Source organism: Paenibacillus sp. J22P218, assembly GCF_056269195.1.
Map to the genome: position 1 here is coordinate 61,075 of NZ_JBWDNL010000009.1, position 17,682 is coordinate 78,756.

The window sequence follows — 17,682 nt, forward strand, 5'->3', positions numbered from 1 at the left end:
CGGTATTTCCTGTTCGCTATTGGTTATGGTGCAAATAAATTTCCACAAAACGCGCCGCTGGCACAGGAGGGCTGTAAATATAGCCTTGTACGGCATCGCAATTATGCTCGCGAATAATGCTGAGCTCCTCTTGCGTCTCGACGCCTTCGGTTACAACCTTCAGGTTCAAGTTATGGGCAATGACGATCAACGACTTGAATATCATCTGCTTCTTGAAGTCGGATACGATGTCGCTGATGAACGATTTGTCGAGCTTCAGCGTATGCAATGGTATATTTTGAAGATAGCTTAGCGATGAATAACCGGTGCCGAAATCGTCCAGCGACAGCTTCACGCCAAGGTTCTGAAGCTCATGCAGCACTTTGAGCGTATGCTCCGCATTGTCCATGAAGATCGATTCGGTTATTTCCAATTCGATCTGCCCCGGCCTGATGCCGGCGTTGGAAATAATGTGTTCGATCGTATGGACGATATGCTTTTGCTGGAACTGCAGCATCGACATATTTACGCTGACGGACATGTCCGTCATCCCCATCCGCTCCCATTCGCGGATTTGCTGGCAAGCTGTATGCAGCACCCATTCCCCAAGCGGAATGATGAAGCCCGTTTTCTCCGCAATCGGGATGAAGTCCAGCGGCGACACCATGCCGAATTCCGGGTGCTTCCACCTGATGAGCGCTTCCGCGCCGTAAATCCGGCCCGTCGTCATATCAATTTTCGGTTGATAGAAGAGGGTGAATTGGCCTTTCTCAAGCGCTTTGTACAGGCTGTTCTCGAGCATAAGCTCTTTCTTCGGAACATCGTTCATGGACGGCGAGTACATTTTCGAAGTGTTTCGTTCCTTCTTCGCCACGTACATGGCAATATCCGCTTCTTTCACAAGCTGATCGCCCGTCTCCATCCCCAGCTCGCTCTTAATACTCATTCCGATGCTCGCCGTAATGTAGAACATCCGCTCATTAATGACGAGCTGCTCGGAAATTGCCGACAGAACGTCGTCAGCCAGCATCAGCGTCCGATGCAGATGATTGACATCCTCCAGCAGAGCAATGAACTCGTCGCCGCCGAAGCGGAACACTTTGCCTTGCGTACCTACCGCTTGGACGATCCGATCGGCAATCTGCTTCAACAGCTTATCGCCGCTTCCATAATCGAGTGTATCGTTAATGACCTTGAAACGGTCCAAATCGATAAACAGCAGCACAAGATGTCCTTGGCGAGGTATGCCGGATAATAGTAGGTTTTCAATATAACGATGATAAGCGTTGCGATTCGGCAGGCTGGTCAGCAGATCATGTGTCGCCTGGTATTCGATCAACTGCTCCGCCTCAATGCGGTGATCAATCATTTTGTTGAACTGGTGCGCCATGTATTCGAACTCGTCATTCGATTGAATGTCAAGCTTATGGTCCATAATGCCCGCCGCAACAGCGCTCGTTACATGAATGACCTTGCGGATGTTTTCCAATATAATGATGCGGACCAAAAAAATAATAATAATAGACACCAGGAATAGCGCAACAATGGAAATAAGGATCGAATCGGCTAAGCTTTTTTTGAAATCCGCCAGCATATTATCTTTTGGAATAATCGTTTCGAAATGCCACAGCTGATCCTTGATCGGAATGGGATAAAACAATCTGAACACTTTCCCTGTCTGCTCATGATCATCCGTATAATACAGCTCCGGCTTATCGCTTCTCAGCAGCTCGTTCCCTTCTTCGCCTGGCCACGATAGGTAAGGCTTCATTACAAGCTCGGAATTGCTTCCGTTAGCAAGATATCGATTGCCGGATGTAATAATATTCACATAGCCGCCAAGCGGATGGATCTTCTCGATCTGCGCCTGAACTTCCTCAAGCGAATAATCGGCGCCAACCATTCCTAGAAATTCGCCTTGATCGTCCAAAATCGGCAGCACTAGTGAAGTCATTGGCAGCTGCCTGCCTTCTACTTCATACATAAAAGGCTCAATAATTGAAAACCGCTTCGTTTGTTTCGGAATTTGATAAAATGCGCCTTCGACCCCGTCCTCGTAGTTCTGAACAGGCAGTACTGCAATTTCATCTCCCATGCGAACGGCATAAGGGATGAACCTTCCGGTCTCGTCGTCATAGCTTAGCCGGTTTCGATGCAGCGCGTCCTGCCCATCGAATGCATCGGTTTCCCATAATGTATATATGCCAAGCACATCCGGATGCTCTTCCAGCACCTTCTGCAGCACTTGGACAACACTTTCACGATTTTGCGTTTGATCCTGCCGCATCTGCGTCATCGTTGTTCTTAACGTTTCGAGCATCGCAATCGTCTCATCGATTTCCTTCGAGAACCGATGGGAGTATGCCATGGACTCGGTCTGTGCGAGCAGCTCGCTCTCTTTCAGATTCGTATCGTAAAGCTTGCCAAGATGGACCGAAACCAATGTTCCGAATGATAGGAGTATAAGCATCCCTAAGGATATGACAAGCTTCTGGGCGATGCTTAAGCGAAACTTCCTCATTACTCTATCCGTCCCTCCATGTTGGACAAGCATAAATCGACGTAATATGTCAAAATATGATATGGATCTAGTATACTTGACAAAATATAGTCATTACAATGCTATTTGTATAAGTTTACTTGTAAAATAATCGACAAAAAGCGCCACGCAGAGAGTGTCACATGTTTATACATCATTCCATGCAAAAAGAACCGTTAAGCAAGCAAATCGCTTGTCTAACGGTTCTTCATTATTAGCCAGCAGCAATTATGACTGCTACTTGGCTTCTTCGACCTGCTGCTGCTTCTTCTGTTCCTGCTCCCCATCCTGCTCATGAATATGCCAGCCGCCGGAAGGCTGCTCGCCATGACCTCTGCTTCTGCCGCCGTGGAGCTTGTACAATTCTTCGCGCAGTTGCTCTTCGCTCTTGCCGTCCGTCTTGATGCCGTGCTTGGCGGCAATATCGCGTAGATGCTCCAGCCTTCTCGCTTTATGCTCAGCCTTATAGGCTTCCCATTTGTCCTTATTGGACGTCTTCGCAACCTCTAGCTCCTGCTTAAGCTGCTGCGCCGTCTTGCCCGATGTGTCAATGCCGAAGTATTGCGCCATCTCTTTCAGGCGCTCAAGGCGGTGCGCTTCGAAATCTTTGCGCGTCATATGCCCATGATGATGCTCCTGCTTCGCGTCTCCCGGCGTTTGCGCTTGCTGCTCAGAGACGTTAGCCTCTGGAATTGCTGCCGCCCAAACAGGGGATGCGAACAATAGAGCAGATAAAGCTAGCGCCGGTATGAACCATTTTGCTGACATGTATGCCACTCCTTCATCCTATAGAATCGTGATGCTCAAGAGGAAGCCGTCCTCTATTGGATTATTTTGCCCATGCACGATGTCCTATAGACATGAAAATGGCATTATTCGACAAAATCGGCTGGGTATATGCTCGCAGCTAATTCTCCGTTTGCTGATTTCGCCCCTGTTCCTCCAGCTTCTTCAGCTGGCGCAGCAGCCAGTCTTTCTCGAAGTGTTCGCCAATGAATACGGCAACATCATTCACCTTGCCCTGCGGCTCGATTCGCATGAAATCCGACTCCCGATACGCGTATTGGAACAAAAAGCGGCTTGGGGCGTCTGTGAACGTGACAATACCTTTTGCCCGGTAAATATTGTCCGGCAACTGCTGAAGAAGTTCTTCGAACGCCTCGCTGCTGATCGGACTTTGCCAATAATGGGTCACGACCATGACATGATCATGCGAATGGTGATGGGCATGTTCGTGGCGATGCTCATGGTTATGTTCGTGGAGATGTTCGCGTTCGTTGGCTTCGTTACTCGTCTTGGATGGACGGATTGTTTCTGCTCCAGACGTGCTCATCGCCCGCTCCAGCCAGCTCCAGTCGTCGATTGCGCAGCGAACGGTCGCCGTTGCAGGCACATGCGGATTCAAGTCACCCAGCAGTTGCTGGGCTTCGACTAGCTGCTCCGGATCAAGCTTGTCCGCCTTGTTGAGCAGCAGAACGGTAGCGCACCGAATCTGCTCCTGCATCAGCTTGAACGTGCGCCCCTTGCCGCTGCGCGAGCGTGCAAGCAGCTCCGGCCCGTCTACGACCGTAATGACGGATCGCAGATCGATCGGCTTGTAAAGCGCAGCTTCCGTTACGCCGTCGAGCGTCTCCATCGGATTCGCCGCTCCCGTCGATTCGATGAATATAACGTCAGGCCGATGCTCGTCAATGAGCATGCTGATCTCCACGCCAAGATCACCGCGGATGGAGCAACAGATACAGCCGCTCAGCATCTCCGCCATCGGCACTTCCTCGCCCAGCAGTTGGCCGTCCAGATTCGTGTCGCCAAGCTCATTCATAATAACGGCAGGCTTCAAACCTTGTTCTTTATAATAATCAAGCATTCTAGTTAGCAGCGTTGTCTTGCCGCTGCCAAGAAATCCAGACAGCAAATGTACTGGAATAAGACGTTCATGATGTTCCATCTAGGCATACTCCCGTTTCCGTTATGTAATCGGTAATTCGATCTTGTACGTCATCTATTATATCGTAATTATTACGTTTGTTCATCCTCAGGAATAGGATGATCTTACTTTTTTTTAGCCAAGCTAACTTTTTGTTTGATTTCTACGTACGGCGGTAGTACCATATGATCGAAGGCAGGCATGAAAGGCAGGAACCGAATGGAATCCATATCGCAGGAGCTACTATTTCTAACGGAATTGGCGCAAGGCATAGCCGCCCAATTCGGAGACAATTGCGAGGTCGTTGTCCATGATTGGTCGAGGCCGGTCGACAGTACGATCGTCGTTATCGAGAACGGTCATGTTACGAGCCGCAAGGTCGGCGATCCCGGCACGAATCTTGGACTTGAGATTATGCGCGGCACGGCAGCCGGCGATAGCCGCCATAACTATGTTACGCAGACGAAGGACGGGCGATTGCTCCGCTCCACCTCAATGTACATAAAAAATAATGAAGGAACGATTATAGGCGCTCTGTGCATCAACTTCGATATTACCGATCTCATGGTTGCCGAGAAGACGTTGCAGTCGCTTACCGCCAGCGGTCTCGCGCCGGTTCGCGAATCGTTCGTCAGCAACGTTGGCGATCTGCTCGATACGCTCATTCAGGAGACGCAAGAAACGATCGGAAGACCGGCAGCGGTAATGAGCAAGGAGGATAAGATCAGATTTATTCAACTGTTGGATCAGAAGGGCGCGTTCCTCATTAAGAAGTCGGGCGAGAAAGTATGCAGTTACTTGGGCATATCGAAATATACATTGTACAGCTACTTGGATGAATCCAAGCAAAACGATTCCGAAGGAGAGCTGACGTAGATGAGCGAGATGGAGGCAAAAAGCAAGCTTGGCGGCGGCATCGATGAACTCGAGACGCCATGCATCGTCATCGAGAACAGCCGAATTGACGCCAATATAGAAGCGATGGCGCAAGCAGCATCCCGCCGCGGCGTCGCGCTTCGGCCGCATGCGAAGACGCATAAGCTGCCGGAGCTGGCGCTGAGGCAGCTAGCGGCTGGAGCGACGGGCATCACCGTCGCCAAAGTTTCCGAAGCCGAAGTGATGGCCGCAGGCGGAATAAGCGATATATTCATCGCTTATTCGCTGGTCGGGGCGAGGAAGGTCGAACGTGCGATACAGCTTAGCCATGCTGGCGTGCGCATCATCGTGGCGGTTGACAGCCTGGATGGAGCAACGCGCCTATCCGAGGCGGCAGTCGCGAAGGGCACGGTTCTGGAGGTGCGGCTGGAAATCGACACCGGCCTGCACCGTACAGGCGTTAGCGCAGACGCCGCCGTAGCGCTGGCTAAGCAGATCGATGCGCTTGGCGGCATTCGCTTGAGCGGCATCTTCACGTACCGAGGCGCGATGCTTGGCGGCGCCTCGACGCTTGATCTGCAGGCGGCCGGACATGAGGAAGGCCGCCTTATGAGCGAGGCTGCGCAGCTGCTACGCGACGCAGGCATCGCGATCGAGGACGTCAGCGTCGGTTCGACGCCGACCGCGATCTACGCGGCCGAGATCGAGGGCGTGACCGAGATCCGTCCGGGCACTTATATTTATCAAGACCGGATGCAAGCCGCCTTCGGCGTATGCTCGCTTGAGGATTGCGCCGCGACCGTGCATGCTACGGTGGTCAGCCGTCCAGCCGACGATCTGATCATCATCGACGGCGGCAGCAAGACGTTCGCGACCGATGTGCAGCCCGGCAACGCTCCGTTATATCTTCAAGGATTCGCCCATATTATTGGCGATCCAGGTGCTGTCCTTGTGCGCATGAATGAGGAGCACGGCATGATATCCGTGCATCCAAGCAGCGCTTATCGCGTCGGCGATCGGCTAACTCTTATTCCTAACCATATTTGCAGCACCGTTAACCTGCACAATTCAGTATACATCGTGGATGCCGACGATAAACCTCGCAAAGTTCCTGTGGCCGCCCGCGGCATGCTCGAATAATGAAAAACTTTATCTACCTACTATGTACGACATCAAAGGAGTTGTCCCCAATTGTCCATTATTGATCAAAAGCTTGCCGAGCTCGGCATTACGCTGCCAGAAACAACGGCGCCCAAGTTCTCCTACATTCCGGTCAACCAAACCGGTAACCTCATCTATACGTCCGGCTTCGATTGCCGCATTGACGGCATTCTTATGTATGAGGGCAAGGTCGGCTCGGATCTAACGATCGAGCAAGGTCAAGAGGCGGCACGCCAAGTCGTTATCAATCTGCTCGCCGCTATGAAGGCTTACCTCGGCGATCTTGACCGCATCGTGAAGATCGTCAAAATTCTTGGCTTCGTCAACAGCGCGCCGGGCTTTGGCGACCAGCCATACGTTATAAACGGCGCTTCCGATCTGCTTATTGAGGTGTTCGGCGAGAACGGCCGCCACGCCCGCTCCGCGATCGGGACGAGCGATCTTCCGTTCCATACGCCCGTCGAGATCGAACTGATCGCCGAGATTCGCGATTAAGTCTACTACTGAGCACATCACGACGCGGCATGGCATGGCAAAACCCCCAGTCGACTGGGGGTTTTTATTTTCGGAATATCAAACTTATAAGTTTGATCCTGCCATTAAATAGCGGATACGCATTTATACTGATTAGCAAGCAAGCGTTGGTTTACTAAAACAGGCAAGCACGGGATATAATTACAAGCAGAATGAAAAGTACAAGTATAATTCCTAAGCCCGAGAATGCGCCGCCGACTCCAGTTCCGCAAGGTCCAGTTCCAACACCTGCAACAGGGTAAGATGGTGCACAGTGTCCAGTGTTTGCACCTGCTACTCCATAGCTCATTTGTTCATCTCCTTTTTCTTAAGGTACAGTATCCTATGTATAAACGCACAATCGGTATAGGCGATTATATAAATTGTGCGTTTGCTCATTTTTACCTGCAGCCCACACCTGGAGCCATTTAACCTCTCACCCGTCCACTTTCATGCTCATTCAGATGGTCCAATGCCCTTCTTCTCTTCCTTGATGACCATTCCTTTCGCATAAATCCAACCAAGCAGCAGAAGCGGCAGCGCCACACAAAAGGTCATATCGAACCACGCCCAATAATGATCAATGATGTAGTAATAGGTCGTCGTATTTGGCATCACCATGGTTGAAAACACAAGTATGATCATCCCAAGCGGTATCGTCAGCATATTGCTCTCCTTCAATCGCATCAGCTCGGCGATGCCTTGCACCAAAGCGTAGAAATATAGCAGCGTTTTAAAATAAACCGTAATAATCCAAATGAATGCCAATACGGCCTCCATTCGTTCCAAAAAATTGCCGATCGTCAGCTTTTGCGCAAGCACGAAGGTCGGATAAAATTTGGTTATCATCAAATTAGGGCCAAGCACATACACGCATAGCAGCATCGTAATGAACAGCACTGCAGAGCTGATGGCAAATCCGGTCATAATGGGCTTCATCTTATTTGCGCCGATCACGCGGGGAGCAATCATCAATAAGACGATCATCTCCGTAAAACCGACGGAATAGGGCTGCCTCATGCCATTTAGCACCGGAATAAAACCTTTTGCCAGAATTGGTTTCAGGTTGTCTGTTTCAATCTGAGGCAGCAGGAGCACCACAAGAAACAAGAAGAACAGCACGAAGATTGGGAACAGCAGCTCTCCCATTCGGGCGAAAGCCTCCACCCCATAGCGGTATGCAATTATGACGACTGTCATGAACAATATGATGACCGCATTAGCAGGTGTTTCCGGAATCATCTGCGTCGTCATGAACTGGCTCATCTCGCTTGTTAACGTCACATGACAGAAAAAAAAGTAGAACAGAAACAACAGACCAACCACACTTCCGAGCCATACGCCAAGCGACTTCTGCACGTAATGAATAAGTCCGTCTCCTTGGAGCTTATTCGCAATCGCAGCATAAAGAAGAGCCGTCGCGAAGCCCGGTACAAAGCTTATCAGCATCGATATCCATGCGTCTTGCCCTGCAAGCTTGGCAGTAAGCGTCGGAATGATGAGGATGGAGTCGCCTATAGAACCGAACGCAATTAAAATCGCGAATTGGCGCATTGATATTTTCGCATTATTGTATTTGCTCATCGCGACTCCCCTCCCATCCTCATTCGTCTGCCACTTCTGCTTACGCTATTTAAAAGGTTTATATACGATTTCCAAAATGGCATAAGGATTAGGAAGCTTCACTCCCATTACCTGCGCGCTATAAAGAGCCGTTGCCGACAGAAGCAGTACGATATATACGAACATTTCCCGCTTCATGCTCTTCCGCGCAAGGGGAGGGATGTCGAGCAAGGCAACGCCTATTGCTAGCGCAATTACTGCAATTAACGACGACATGCTCCGAGCTCCCTCCTTTTTCAGCCTTCATTACACTAATACATCGTTGTATTGCTCGTCGTGCCCAGTTTACGAATATGGGTTTCGATTTGGTATTGAACCTTGAGGACAGGAAACCACTCTTCATTCCATTCTTTCATAATTGGCTTCCAAAACTGCGGATGCTGCATTCCTAGCGTACTGCCGAATCCAAAAATATCAGACTTTAGCTTTTGCGCTTTTTTAATAGAAGCTTCGGCATTATCCTGGATAATCACCTTAATTTCTTCGTTCAGCTCTTGAATGGTCGCGGGATTTTCCAAATCAATGTTTTTACACATACGGTCCACGATATTAGCTTCTGTTCTAATTTGGATATGCGCCTCCGGCCGCCCATTTTTTATTTCCATTTTAATTTTGGAGTTGGAAGACGTGACTTCAATCCCGATATAGCTATTCTCTCCGCAAGGCAGCTCAATTGAGGTGCTTTTCAGTTTGCCGCTAATATCGGTGAAGCCTTTACTCTCCTGCTCATTCAACCAACCGACTAGCTTATCCGTCTTAAACACGGCAATGCCGGTATATCGAAATCGGGTAGAAGGCATATAAGTCTCCACATTTTGTTTGCTCGTGGCTTTCTTCTTGGTACCTACAAGCTGAATGCCCGTTACAGCCAACTCATCGCCATGCGTAGATAATTTATTTAATAGATCGTCGAGGTTGACCGATACCGTAGGCGCCCAGGACTTCTCCGACGTCTGCAAAGAATGAAGCATGTTCTGGGTCGGCAGCCTCTCCAGCGGCGTGAACAGCTTCAATAGATCCTGTGCCTTCATTCCTTTCGCAATGATGAGGTTGGAGTCCATTCGAAGCTCGTTATCCCGCAAAGAGTTGTCAATGAAATTGCTGATTCCCATTCTCGCAAGCTCCTCGCCAATGACGTAGATTTGCAAATGCCCCATATATACTTTGCGCGGCGCTTCAGCAGTTAAGGAGCGAGCTGCTTCGAACAGCGTCTTTCCCTTAGACTGGTAGAGTGTCATCGGGGGGCGCTCGCCGCCCTTGGGCATCGTCGAAATTTCGCTAGGATTGACGACCTGGAAAGAAACAAGAAATTCGCCATCCTCCCAGTCCAATCCGATTCCTAGCACGATCATTAACTCATTCAGCTCACGTCTGCTCCAGCAGCCGGACAGCATCAGCACGCACAGCAAAAGCAAAAGAGTCTTCTGTATTCGATCGCGAATGATTGACATTCCATCATGCCTCCTCAGGTTCGCCGCTTCAATCTAACCCGGTTGCCCGACTGCGCGCTGCCAGGTCGATTATAAGTAAGCCAACGAGGCATGCGAATCAGTGAATCCCGATTATCAGCGGTCGAATAAGGCGTGAATGGGGCCATGAACGGTTCGCCAAAAGAACGCAACGAGCACAAATGCAGGATTAAGACGAACAAGCCCATAATAATACCAAACAAGCCGAAGCTTGCGCCTACCCCCATAAATAGAAAACGCAGCATTCGAATAGGAATCGACATCGTATACGCCGGCAATGTAAAGGTCGAGATGGCCGTGACTGATACGACAATGACCATTGCCGCAGATACAATGCCTGCCTCCACCGCCGCTTGGCCGATAACGAGCGTCCCGACGACAGAGACAGCTTGGCCGATCGCCCTTGGCATCCGAAGCCCTGCCTCCCGCAATATCTCGAATGTCAGCTCCATCGCAAGCGCCTCGATAAACGCAGGAAATGGTACGCCCTCCCTCTGTGCCGCTAAGCTTATGAGCAGAGAGGTTGGCAGCATATCGCGATGAAACGTCGTAATAGCGATATACATGGATGGGAACAACAGCGAGATGAATACGCTGATGAAGCGCAGCAGCCTAAGCAAGCTGGCATAGCTCCAGCGCTGGTAGTAGTCCTCCGTCGATTGGAAAAAGGTGACGAGCTGAGCCGGCACGACGAGCGCATTCGGCGTCCCGTCGACCATAATCGCTACCTTCCCTTCCAGCAACGCGCCCGCTACGCTATCCGGTAGCTCCGTATTATATACGGTAGGAAACAACGAGAATTTGGCATCCTCAATAAGCTCCTCAATATATCCGCCCTCTAGAATGCCGTCAATGTCGATCGACCTTAGACGACGGCGTGCTTCTGCAACGACCGCAGGTTTGGCGATCCCATTCAAATAGAGAAGTGTCACATCCGTCTTCGTCACGCGACCGATCGTAATCGTCTCCAGCCATAGCCTCGGATCCTTGATCTTCCGGCGAACGAGCGACGTGTTCGTGCGCAGCGTCTCCGTGAAGCTCTCCCTAGGTCCGCGGATAGACGTCTGATTCGTCGATTCGGTTACGTCGCGTCCCTTCCATTGCCGAATGTCGGCGCGGTACGCTTCATTGCTGCCATCGAGCAGGATGATCGCCTCACCAGAAAGCAGGTTGCGATACAGATTCGCCAGATCTGGAACGGGATGGATCGAACCGATTCCTTGGAGCAACGATTGAGCCAAATCTTTTTTGTCCGCAGCAGCTTCGGGTTGGGGTTCGGTTTCGCTGTTACTGTCATTGGAGCTTTGATTGGACGATGTGCTGAACTTCAACACGTCAAAAATATAACTATTAATAATGGCGCTATCCGCCATTCCATCCATATAGACGACTGCGGCTGCGATCTTCTCGCTGCCTTCGTAACGAATCTCACGCAGTACGAGATCATCGCTGCCGCCCAGCTCGCTCCAAACCCGCTCCATGTTGACCTTAACATCGGGATCAATCGGCTTGCCGGTATGCTCGTGAGGCGGATGTGGCTCGAAAGAGTTTTTTTCATTGTCAGAGCTCGTGGACGATTTTGCGCGAGAAGAAAACATGGGACGCATAGGGCGCTTTGGCATAATGTACCGACTCCGATTCTCATGATGGTCTTTTACCCATTATGACCATCAGGGCTTACGGATAAACGGCTTCGACAGTGGATGTCGCGATGCATGGTCATTGATGTTCGGTCAGATCAGACCTTTGCGGTGAATAACGGTAAGGAGTCGGTAGAAATCCTCCGACCCCTCATCGGGTTTATGAATAAGGCCAGCGCTTACAGCAGTATCAACCGCCGCTTGCGCCCAAGCCGGTATGTTCATTCTTTGTTTGTTTTCTAGATAGACGACGCGTTCTGCCAAATGAGTGACCGTCGTCTTGAGGCTTTCCAGTAGTGCTTTCTCTTCCTTCGTCATCAGCTCTCCCCCTGATGCTAATTGTGTCAACTTGTCAGCTATCTGCTGCTTGAATTGCAGCCAGCCTGTCCATTTTCCTTTGTCGTACATAAGTCTGGGGCATATTTTGCCGGACCAGTCAAAATGCCTGCGAAGCCGGTCGATTCCCCAGCCTCGCTCGGCTAATAGCTTTGCGATGAGTTCAGCTGCATGGTCTATCGTCTGTGCGTAGTCGCCGCTCTCGCATATTTCGATAGAGATCGAAGTCCGGTTCCCGCTCGCCGGAACGCTGCCGTCACCAGCATGCCAGCTATTCTCTGAGAGCGGGATGCATTCGATTGCTTGTTGCTCGTCAATGACGATATGATAGGAAGCCGTTCGGTTATTGGTTGGATTCGTAAGCCAGTCCCGCTCGTTTCTCGCCGTGCTCGTTGGATTGCCCGTATTGTGCACCGTAATCGTCGTTGGTTGTTGCATAGGATGCGCTGGTCTGCGATTGCATGGCGTTGTAGGCGGAATGTGATCGACAACGTAGTTACCCATTCCCATTCTTCGTCTCTCCCTTATCGCTCAGTTGGGCTAGGAACTGCTTGAGCTTGCCGGGAAGCGGCACGCCGATCGTCCCGAGATTCTCGATAACGGATAGCCCCTCCCGACCTGCGTAGAAGTAGACAGCCGCCGTGCGAAAGATAGGAACGCCTGGCTGCACCCAGTCGTCCATCAACGCGGCAAGCCCGATTACGAACAGTACCGTAATCTTGCGAACGCCGCCCCAGAACATGACTTCGCTGTCGATCAGCTTCGTCTTAATCGCACCAAGCACGCCAGTCACATAGTCGACTAGCATGAGCAGCAACAATACCTGCAGCGCTTTATCCCAACCGCCAAGCCAGCCGGATACGATCACGCCGGCGGCAGCGATGGAACTGCTGAGGGCGGTTTCTTTGCCGGTTGCTCCAACTACTGCTGATTGAAATGTAAAAAGAAGTTCTCTGATAGGAATCACATTTCCTCACTCCCTTCTAATAAAGAGGCTCCGCATTACGGAGCCCTAAAAATTTTTGCAGAATAGAATTTCAACAATTAACTTGTTCTACACGTCGATTGCATTATTATAACGTTTATCATTTCTCTTCATATGATCATAGATTTGTTTTTGAAGGTTGACTCCCTCATGCGAGAGCACTTCCGGGCTAAATAAAGTATCCATATCCGACAATACAACATCTGCTCCGATAATTCGGTTTGTGATCGTGCAAGCCTCGCCAGTTACGTCAATCAATCCACCAGCTGAGCCTTTCAACGTGCCAGCCGCTTGAATAACGATTGAATTATCGACCACAAACACATCCAGATTATTATGTTGTAGACCATCAACAATTTCGTGCAACATCGTCTCTGATTGGAATAGTTCCATCGATACCTCTTTAAGCACGAGTGTATCGTCCCTAAGATTTACGCTTATAGTTCCGGGGCCGGTCACACTAATCCAAAAAGTTTCGTCCGTCTGCGGTATAGCATTTTCGCCTATCACGTATAGGTACCTTTGAATCGGTTCGTATCCTTCCAAACGTGCGCTTACATCGTAATAGACATGCACATCTGCCTCGACTCTTTTTAATACACGGTTAATTTGCGCTTGCATAATTGTGAAATACGCCTCTCTTGCAACAACTCCTGTATTCAACCGCAATTCCATTTGTAATGCCAAATATACCAACACCCTTCTATGTTATTTCGCTCCAAACTCCACCAATCATGCGTCGTCCGCTTTGCTCTTGCCATATCGAGATGCCGAATCGGTTTCCGTGATCAACATTTTGCCAAGATCCCGACGTAAATCTTTTTACTCCCTCAACGTCTAACTTTACTTTCACAAGATTTGTTATGTTGTTTATCAAAGCAGTATAGTAAAACACTCCATTATCAATTGAAACTGTTCGTATGGTACGTGCATAATCTGCCTGGGGAGCAGCCACTATCCCACTGTTCTTAAGACTCATAACTTCTCCATTAAGCCTGGCACTATACAATAATGAATTTGCCCCATTTGGTATAGTTAGAAGAAGGCACATTACTTGTCCATCAGACATTACGTCGAAATCAATCTGAGCCGTGCTAGTTGTCATGAAAGGATTGTTTAGTAGGTCAGTCGAAGCACTAAATGTAATGCCGTCTGTCGTCTTTAAATAGCTAAGACCCCTGCTGCTTCCGTCATCACTGCGCCACGAATAAAAGACATAGCAGACCCCGTTGTGGTCAACTGTGTTTATTCGATGGATTTTATAACTAGCATCTAAGATAATAAGAGTCTGTGCAGTCTGAAGAGCCCCTGTTGCTGTGAGTCTTCTGCGAAGCATAAGTGTGTTCGCAGATCCGTAAAATATCCAAGTTCGTCCGTCAGCCAAACTATAAACATCAGTATCTCCTTTTAAGGCCGCTGCTGATTGAGTGCCGGAAAGATACGTCGTACCTGAGCTAGGAGCGGTTGTAACATCAGTAGATATATGTCTTTTGTAGCTTGTTGTCGGTGTGCCTTGAGTGGTCGTGTTAATTAGATACTGATACCGACCATGTAATCTTTTTACTTTTGATATACTTATCCAAGCTGTAATAGTCCCGTTATTTCGAGTAGTATATAAATTGGTCGTGGGTAAAATCGTCGTGGCGTCAAAATAGACAGTCATAATACGATCATTATCATTAATATCCGTATAGCCGAATGGCACAAATACATTGTTACCATCCGCAATAATAGAGGAAACGCTAACGATATAGTCCGAATTTTCTCCCGATGTGTGTGCAAGAGTACATAGATTTCGCCATGCATTTCCATCGTCCTCTGAACAGATAAATTGGTAAGTGTCGTCATTAATTGCATAACTAGTAACTAGCCATCCATTTGCTAAACGAGCCACTAAGCTGGTCCTCTTGCCACTAAATATGATTTGTGCCGTAATCCCCATAAAAACCTCCTTAAGATGGCGGTGGAAACCACAAATCTCCATCTGATGCTCCAACTGGTGTCGTTAGCGAGTTGAAAATTCGCATTGGTACTTTATCATTAATCTTTGATGTAACGTAAGCAGTTGTTGCAATTTGAGTGTTATTGACTGTTATTGCCACGGTTGGAGCAGTTGGAGTTCCCGAAAAAATAGGTGAAACTATGTTTGCTTTTAAAGCTGCTGCATCATCAACTGTCTGCTTAATCGCTACATCGTCGAATGCACTTGGAGCAGTAACTTTTACACGACCGCTCGCGTCTCGAATCATTAATCTGCTTGCTGTTGCCGTGCTTACAGATCCATGCACGCCGGCAGTAGCATCCATGTGTGCCCTTGTAGCTTCTAGATTCGTCGCTGGTGCGGTAAGTGCACTTCCTTTTCCAGTAATCCCCCTTATTAATCCGAACAAACTGGAAAATAAGGTCGTTATTGTACCTGTAAATGTCGCTGCCATCGTGTCGTTAGCCGTTCGATTTCCAATAACGACATCCGTTGCAGAGCCTACTGTCCCAGCTCCCTCCGCTATTCCATCTAGTTTCATAATCTTCCCATCTAACAGATCAGCGTTAATATTGAAATTTTCAACCGTTGCGTTGTCGGCAGACTCGTATTTCTTTATGCCACTCGGTAACGTCTGCATCTATGATCCCTCCCAAACTTCTAAATCGCCTAAGGAAATGCTGATTGACTCTACCAAGCCAAATGTGACGCCATATCCTTCGAGTTGTTCAAATGTCATGTAAATGAACATATAATCTGCGATAAGATGAGCCGGCAGAACACTTCTAACTGCTTGCTCCAAATCCGCTAAATTCGGTGGAACGCCGAGCGTGGATACGAAGGTCACCTTGACTGTGTAACCATTAAAATCTTCGGTGACCTCGACTTCACCATTCGCGTAAGCCTCCGCCACCGACTTAATCAGCCGCGCAGTAACCGTCCCCGTCCCACGCAGCTTCGAGCGGATGACAGCTCGACGCTGATCATAGGGTTGGCCTGCGGGTGGCTTAATGCCAAGCTCTCGCTCCCACCTAACCAACCCCCATGTGGCTGAATCAACGAATCTTTGATCGAAGCCAGCTTCAAGAGCCTCCACAAGGCCATCTAACTCTTCACCTTCAGCCTCAGCTAACAAACGAAATTCTTTATTGTTATCATAAAAGTTAGGCAGGTGGCCTAGCCATTCGCGTCCCATAGGACTCGTCAAATCATTCACTCAAGGCCACCTCCCCGATAATAGCAACCTGCCCGGGCAATACGGACACATTCACCTCTCCGCCATTTACCGTCAAGCTCGCAAAGTCATGAATGCCCGGTACGTCAAGAAGCATCGATCCGATGCGTACATACTTAGGTGAAGGATCGCTAGAGAAAGCAATGCTTCTCAGATAAGCTTCCAAAGCTTGACTAAAAACAGTCCACACCGTTTCCAAATTGGCTGTACCGTTGAGTACAACGTTAGCCGACACGTTAATCGCTACTCCTTGCGCGGCAGTTACTGTGACGTCCGCTCCGATTGGCGCAACCCCTTCACCGGCTCCAGCCGTAGGACTAATATACTGCTGCACATCCTGCACAAGCTGACTGCTCGCGGGCTGCTTGTTACTGTCAATGACGATAACGCGAACCGTCCCCGGGCCGTTCCATAGCGGCTCTACCCTCACATCGCCAACGCCCGCAATCGATAGCGCCCATTTCCGATAATCGGACTGATTGCCGCTTGTACCCGGACTCTGTATCTCTTCAAAAAAGCGACTTCGCAACTGTTCGTCCGATTCTTCATCCTCGCCCGGCACCAATATATCTTGCAGCACAGCCGATGCAAGCCCATTCACATAATCAATAGGGAGCATAGCGCCATATGGCTCATTGCCGCTGCGACCGACAGACTCACATTCAAGCTCGTATTGACCAGCAGCAATACGTTCTAATACCTTGAAGTTCAATTGGCTAACCGAAAACCGGCTGCCAACCGGAATCTCGAACGGCACATCTCCCTCTCCATAAAACCGTCCCAGCCGCTTCGCTTTCGTGGCCGATTGCCTTGTAATACCGAAATCTGCTGTACGTCTACTTAAATACTCACCACTGGCCGTGTCGCCAAAAGTTAACGCCATCTGGATATCCAGCTGCGCGTACATTTCTCCTAATTCTGCCGCTGCTGGGGCTAACGCGTCATAGATGATGCTGCCTTCACGCTTGTCCACATCATTAGGCACGCGATCCAGCATACGCTGCAGCAATGTATCGAAATTAACGTTCTCATACATCTTGCCTCACCTCCTCTCGAAAGCTCCCAAAGTTGGATACAACGGTAAAGGTAGCTTTTACACCTTCGCCATCGATCTCCATTGTAAAATCATTTACTTCACTTATCCGATCGTCTTGAAGCAGCGCTTCGCTAATCCTACGCTTAAGCTCCGAACGAACAAACGCCGGATCAGCGCCAACCAAACCTTCCAATTCAACTCCGTAGTCAGCGCTATAGCAAAAGAATCGATAACGTTCCGTTTGCAAAATTTTAAAGACCGATTGCCTCACAGCATCCAGTCCATCGGTTAGACCGATGATGCGATTCGCCACAGTATCCAGATTGTACGTCTTGCTCGTCTCAGCCTGCTCGGTCAATTCCGACTCTGACAAACTCATCCCC

General features: G+C 49.4%; 18 protein-coding genes. 3 read left to right on the plus strand and 15 right to left on the minus strand.

What is annotated here, in order from left to right; translation table 11 throughout:
• Window positions 1-16 precede the first annotated feature (16 nt).
• The 3 genes from AC0YN0_RS28790 to AC0YN0_RS28800 all read right to left on the minus strand — a co-directional run bounded on the left by AC0YN0_RS28790 (window position 17) and on the right by AC0YN0_RS28800 (window position 4,466).
• Complete coding sequence (locus tag AC0YN0_RS28790; RefSeq protein ID WP_475824380.1) at window positions 17-2,500, minus strand: EAL domain-containing protein; 2,484 nt, start codon at window positions 2,498-2,500, stop codon at window positions 17-19.
• A gap of 255 nt (window positions 2,501-2,755) precedes the next feature.
• Window positions 2,756-3,286 carry a hypothetical protein gene (locus AC0YN0_RS28795; RefSeq protein WP_475824381.1) on the minus strand — a complete coding sequence of 177 codons (531 nt, stop codon included), beginning with the start codon at window positions 3,284-3,286 and terminating at the stop codon, window positions 2,756-2,758.
• A gap of 139 nt (window positions 3,287-3,425) precedes the next feature.
• On the minus strand, window positions 3,426-4,466 hold the full coding sequence (locus AC0YN0_RS28800; RefSeq protein WP_475824382.1) for a CobW family GTP-binding protein: 1,041 nt from the start codon (window positions 4,464-4,466) through the stop codon (window positions 3,426-3,428).
• Window positions 4,467-4,664: 198 nt separating this feature from the next.
• Here AC0YN0_RS28800 and AC0YN0_RS28805 point away from each other — a divergent pair, with 198 nt between their 5' ends.
• From AC0YN0_RS28805 to AC0YN0_RS28815, 3 genes are read left to right on the plus strand one after another with little or no spacing between them, the layout of a single operon-like run.
• Window positions 4,665-5,321 (plus strand): helix-turn-helix transcriptional regulator, encoded by a 657-nt coding sequence (locus AC0YN0_RS28805; RefSeq protein WP_475824383.1) that lies wholly within the window; start codon window positions 4,665-4,667, stop codon window positions 5,319-5,321.
• Window positions 5,322-6,461: an alanine racemase gene (locus tag AC0YN0_RS28810; RefSeq protein ID WP_475824384.1), complete on the plus strand. Its 1,140-nt coding sequence runs from the start codon at window positions 5,322-5,324 to the stop codon at window positions 6,459-6,461.
• A 51-nt stretch (window positions 6,462-6,512) separates the two neighbouring features.
• Window positions 6,513-6,977 carry a RidA family protein gene (locus tag AC0YN0_RS28815; protein ID WP_475824385.1) on the plus strand — a complete coding sequence of 155 codons (465 nt, stop codon included), beginning with the start codon at window positions 6,513-6,515 and terminating at the stop codon, window positions 6,975-6,977.
• Between the two features lie 474 nt (window positions 6,978-7,451).
• Here the strand turns inward: AC0YN0_RS28815 and AC0YN0_RS28820 are convergent, their stop codons facing one another.
• The 12 genes from AC0YN0_RS28820 to AC0YN0_RS28875 all read right to left on the minus strand — a co-directional run bounded on the left by AC0YN0_RS28820 (window position 7,452) and on the right by AC0YN0_RS28875 (window position 17,678).
• Window positions 7,452-8,579: a GerAB/ArcD/ProY family transporter gene (locus AC0YN0_RS28820; protein ID WP_475824386.1), complete on the minus strand. Its 1,128-nt coding sequence runs from the start codon at window positions 8,577-8,579 to the stop codon at window positions 7,452-7,454.
• A gap of 45 nt (window positions 8,580-8,624) precedes the next feature.
• Window positions 8,625-8,834 carry a hypothetical protein gene (locus AC0YN0_RS28825; protein ID WP_475824387.1) on the minus strand — a complete coding sequence of 70 codons (210 nt, stop codon included), beginning with the start codon at window positions 8,832-8,834 and terminating at the stop codon, window positions 8,625-8,627.
• A 35-nt stretch (window positions 8,835-8,869) separates the two neighbouring features.
• Window positions 8,870-10,069, minus strand: coding sequence for a Ger(x)C family spore germination protein (locus AC0YN0_RS28830; RefSeq protein ID WP_475824388.1), 1,200 nt, complete (start codon window positions 10,067-10,069; stop codon window positions 8,870-8,872).
• A gap of 14 nt (window positions 10,070-10,083) precedes the next feature.
• The gene (locus tag AC0YN0_RS28835) at window positions 10,084-11,709 is read right to left on the minus strand and encodes a spore germination protein (protein WP_475824389.1); all 1,626 of its coding nucleotides are present in this window, start codon (window positions 11,707-11,709) and stop codon (window positions 10,084-10,086) included.
• 111 nt (window positions 11,710-11,820) lie between these two features.
• On the minus strand, window positions 11,821-12,573 hold the full coding sequence (locus AC0YN0_RS28840) for a peptidoglycan recognition protein family protein (RefSeq protein WP_475824390.1): 753 nt from the start codon (window positions 12,571-12,573) through the stop codon (window positions 11,821-11,823).
• Window positions 12,560-13,030, minus strand: a complete 471-nt coding sequence (locus tag AC0YN0_RS28845; RefSeq protein ID WP_475824391.1) for a phage holin family protein — start codon at window positions 13,028-13,030, stop codon at window positions 12,560-12,562. The genes AC0YN0_RS28840 and AC0YN0_RS28845 overlap by 14 nt, the downstream gene beginning before the upstream one ends.
• An 87-nt stretch (window positions 13,031-13,117) precedes the next feature.
• Complete coding sequence (locus AC0YN0_RS28850) at window positions 13,118-13,735, minus strand: hypothetical protein (protein WP_475824392.1); 618 nt, start codon at window positions 13,733-13,735, stop codon at window positions 13,118-13,120.
• Window positions 13,736-13,751: 16 nt separating this feature from the next.
• On the minus strand, window positions 13,752-14,990 hold the full coding sequence (locus tag AC0YN0_RS28855) for a hypothetical protein (protein WP_475824393.1): 1,239 nt from the start codon (window positions 14,988-14,990) through the stop codon (window positions 13,752-13,754).
• Window positions 14,991-15,000: 10 nt separating this feature from the next.
• Complete coding sequence (locus tag AC0YN0_RS28860) at window positions 15,001-15,669, minus strand: hypothetical protein (RefSeq protein WP_475824394.1); 669 nt, start codon at window positions 15,667-15,669, stop codon at window positions 15,001-15,003.
• Complete coding sequence (locus AC0YN0_RS28865; protein ID WP_475824395.1) at window positions 15,670-16,245, minus strand: putative phage tail protein; 576 nt, start codon at window positions 16,243-16,245, stop codon at window positions 15,670-15,672.
• Window positions 16,238-17,299, minus strand: a complete 1,062-nt coding sequence (locus AC0YN0_RS28870) for a baseplate J/gp47 family protein (RefSeq protein WP_475824396.1) — start codon at window positions 17,297-17,299, stop codon at window positions 16,238-16,240. The genes AC0YN0_RS28865 and AC0YN0_RS28870 overlap by 8 nt, the downstream gene beginning before the upstream one ends.
• Window positions 17,292-17,678, minus strand: coding sequence for a DUF2634 domain-containing protein (locus AC0YN0_RS28875; protein WP_475824397.1), 387 nt, complete (start codon window positions 17,676-17,678; stop codon window positions 17,292-17,294). The genes AC0YN0_RS28870 and AC0YN0_RS28875 overlap by 8 nt, the downstream gene beginning before the upstream one ends.
• Between the last annotated feature and the right edge of the window lie 4 nt (window positions 17,679-17,682).

Bases quoted from the DNA above. Each gene is read 5' to 3' on its own strand.
- AC0YN0_RS28870 (WP_475824396.1), bottom strand. From the start codon at position 17,299: ATGTATGAGAACGTTAATTTCGATACATTGCTGCAGCGTATGCTGGAT.
- AC0YN0_RS28805 (WP_475824383.1), top strand. From the start codon at position 4,665: ATGGAATCCATATCGCAGGAGCTACTATTTCTAACGGAATTGGCGCAA.
- AC0YN0_RS28855 (WP_475824393.1), bottom strand. From the start codon at position 14,990: ATGGGGATTACGGCACAAATCATATTTAGTGGCAAGAGGACCAGCTTA.
- AC0YN0_RS28825 (WP_475824387.1), bottom strand. From the start codon at position 8,834: ATGTCGTCGTTAATTGCAGTAATTGCGCTAGCAATAGGCGTTGCCTTG.
- AC0YN0_RS28840 (WP_475824390.1), bottom strand. From the start codon at position 12,573: ATGGGAATGGGTAACTACGTTGTCGATCACATTCCGCCTACAACGCCA.
- AC0YN0_RS28810 (WP_475824384.1), top strand. From the start codon at position 5,322: ATGAGCGAGATGGAGGCAAAAAGCAAGCTTGGCGGCGGCATCGATGAA.
- AC0YN0_RS28860 (WP_475824394.1), bottom strand. From the start codon at position 15,669: ATGCAGACGTTACCGAGTGGCATAAAGAAATACGAGTCTGCCGACAAC.
- AC0YN0_RS28820 (WP_475824386.1), bottom strand. From the start codon at position 8,579: ATGAGCAAATACAATAATGCGAAAATATCAATGCGCCAATTCGCGATT.
- AC0YN0_RS28830 (WP_475824388.1), bottom strand. From the start codon at position 10,069: ATGTCAATCATTCGCGATCGAATACAGAAGACTCTTTTGCTTTTGCTG.
- AC0YN0_RS28875 (WP_475824397.1), bottom strand. From the start codon at position 17,678: ATGAGTTTGTCAGAGTCGGAATTGACCGAGCAGGCTGAGACGAGCAAG.
- AC0YN0_RS28800 (WP_475824382.1), bottom strand. From the start codon at position 4,466: ATGGAACATCATGAACGTCTTATTCCAGTACATTTGCTGTCTGGATTT.
- AC0YN0_RS28790 (WP_475824380.1), bottom strand. From the start codon at position 2,500: ATGAGGAAGTTTCGCTTAAGCATCGCCCAGAAGCTTGTCATATCCTTA.
- AC0YN0_RS28795 (WP_475824381.1), bottom strand. From the start codon at position 3,286: ATGTCAGCAAAATGGTTCATACCGGCGCTAGCTTTATCTGCTCTATTG.
- AC0YN0_RS28835 (WP_475824389.1), bottom strand. From the start codon at position 11,709: ATGCCAAAGCGCCCTATGCGTCCCATGTTTTCTTCTCGCGCAAAATCG.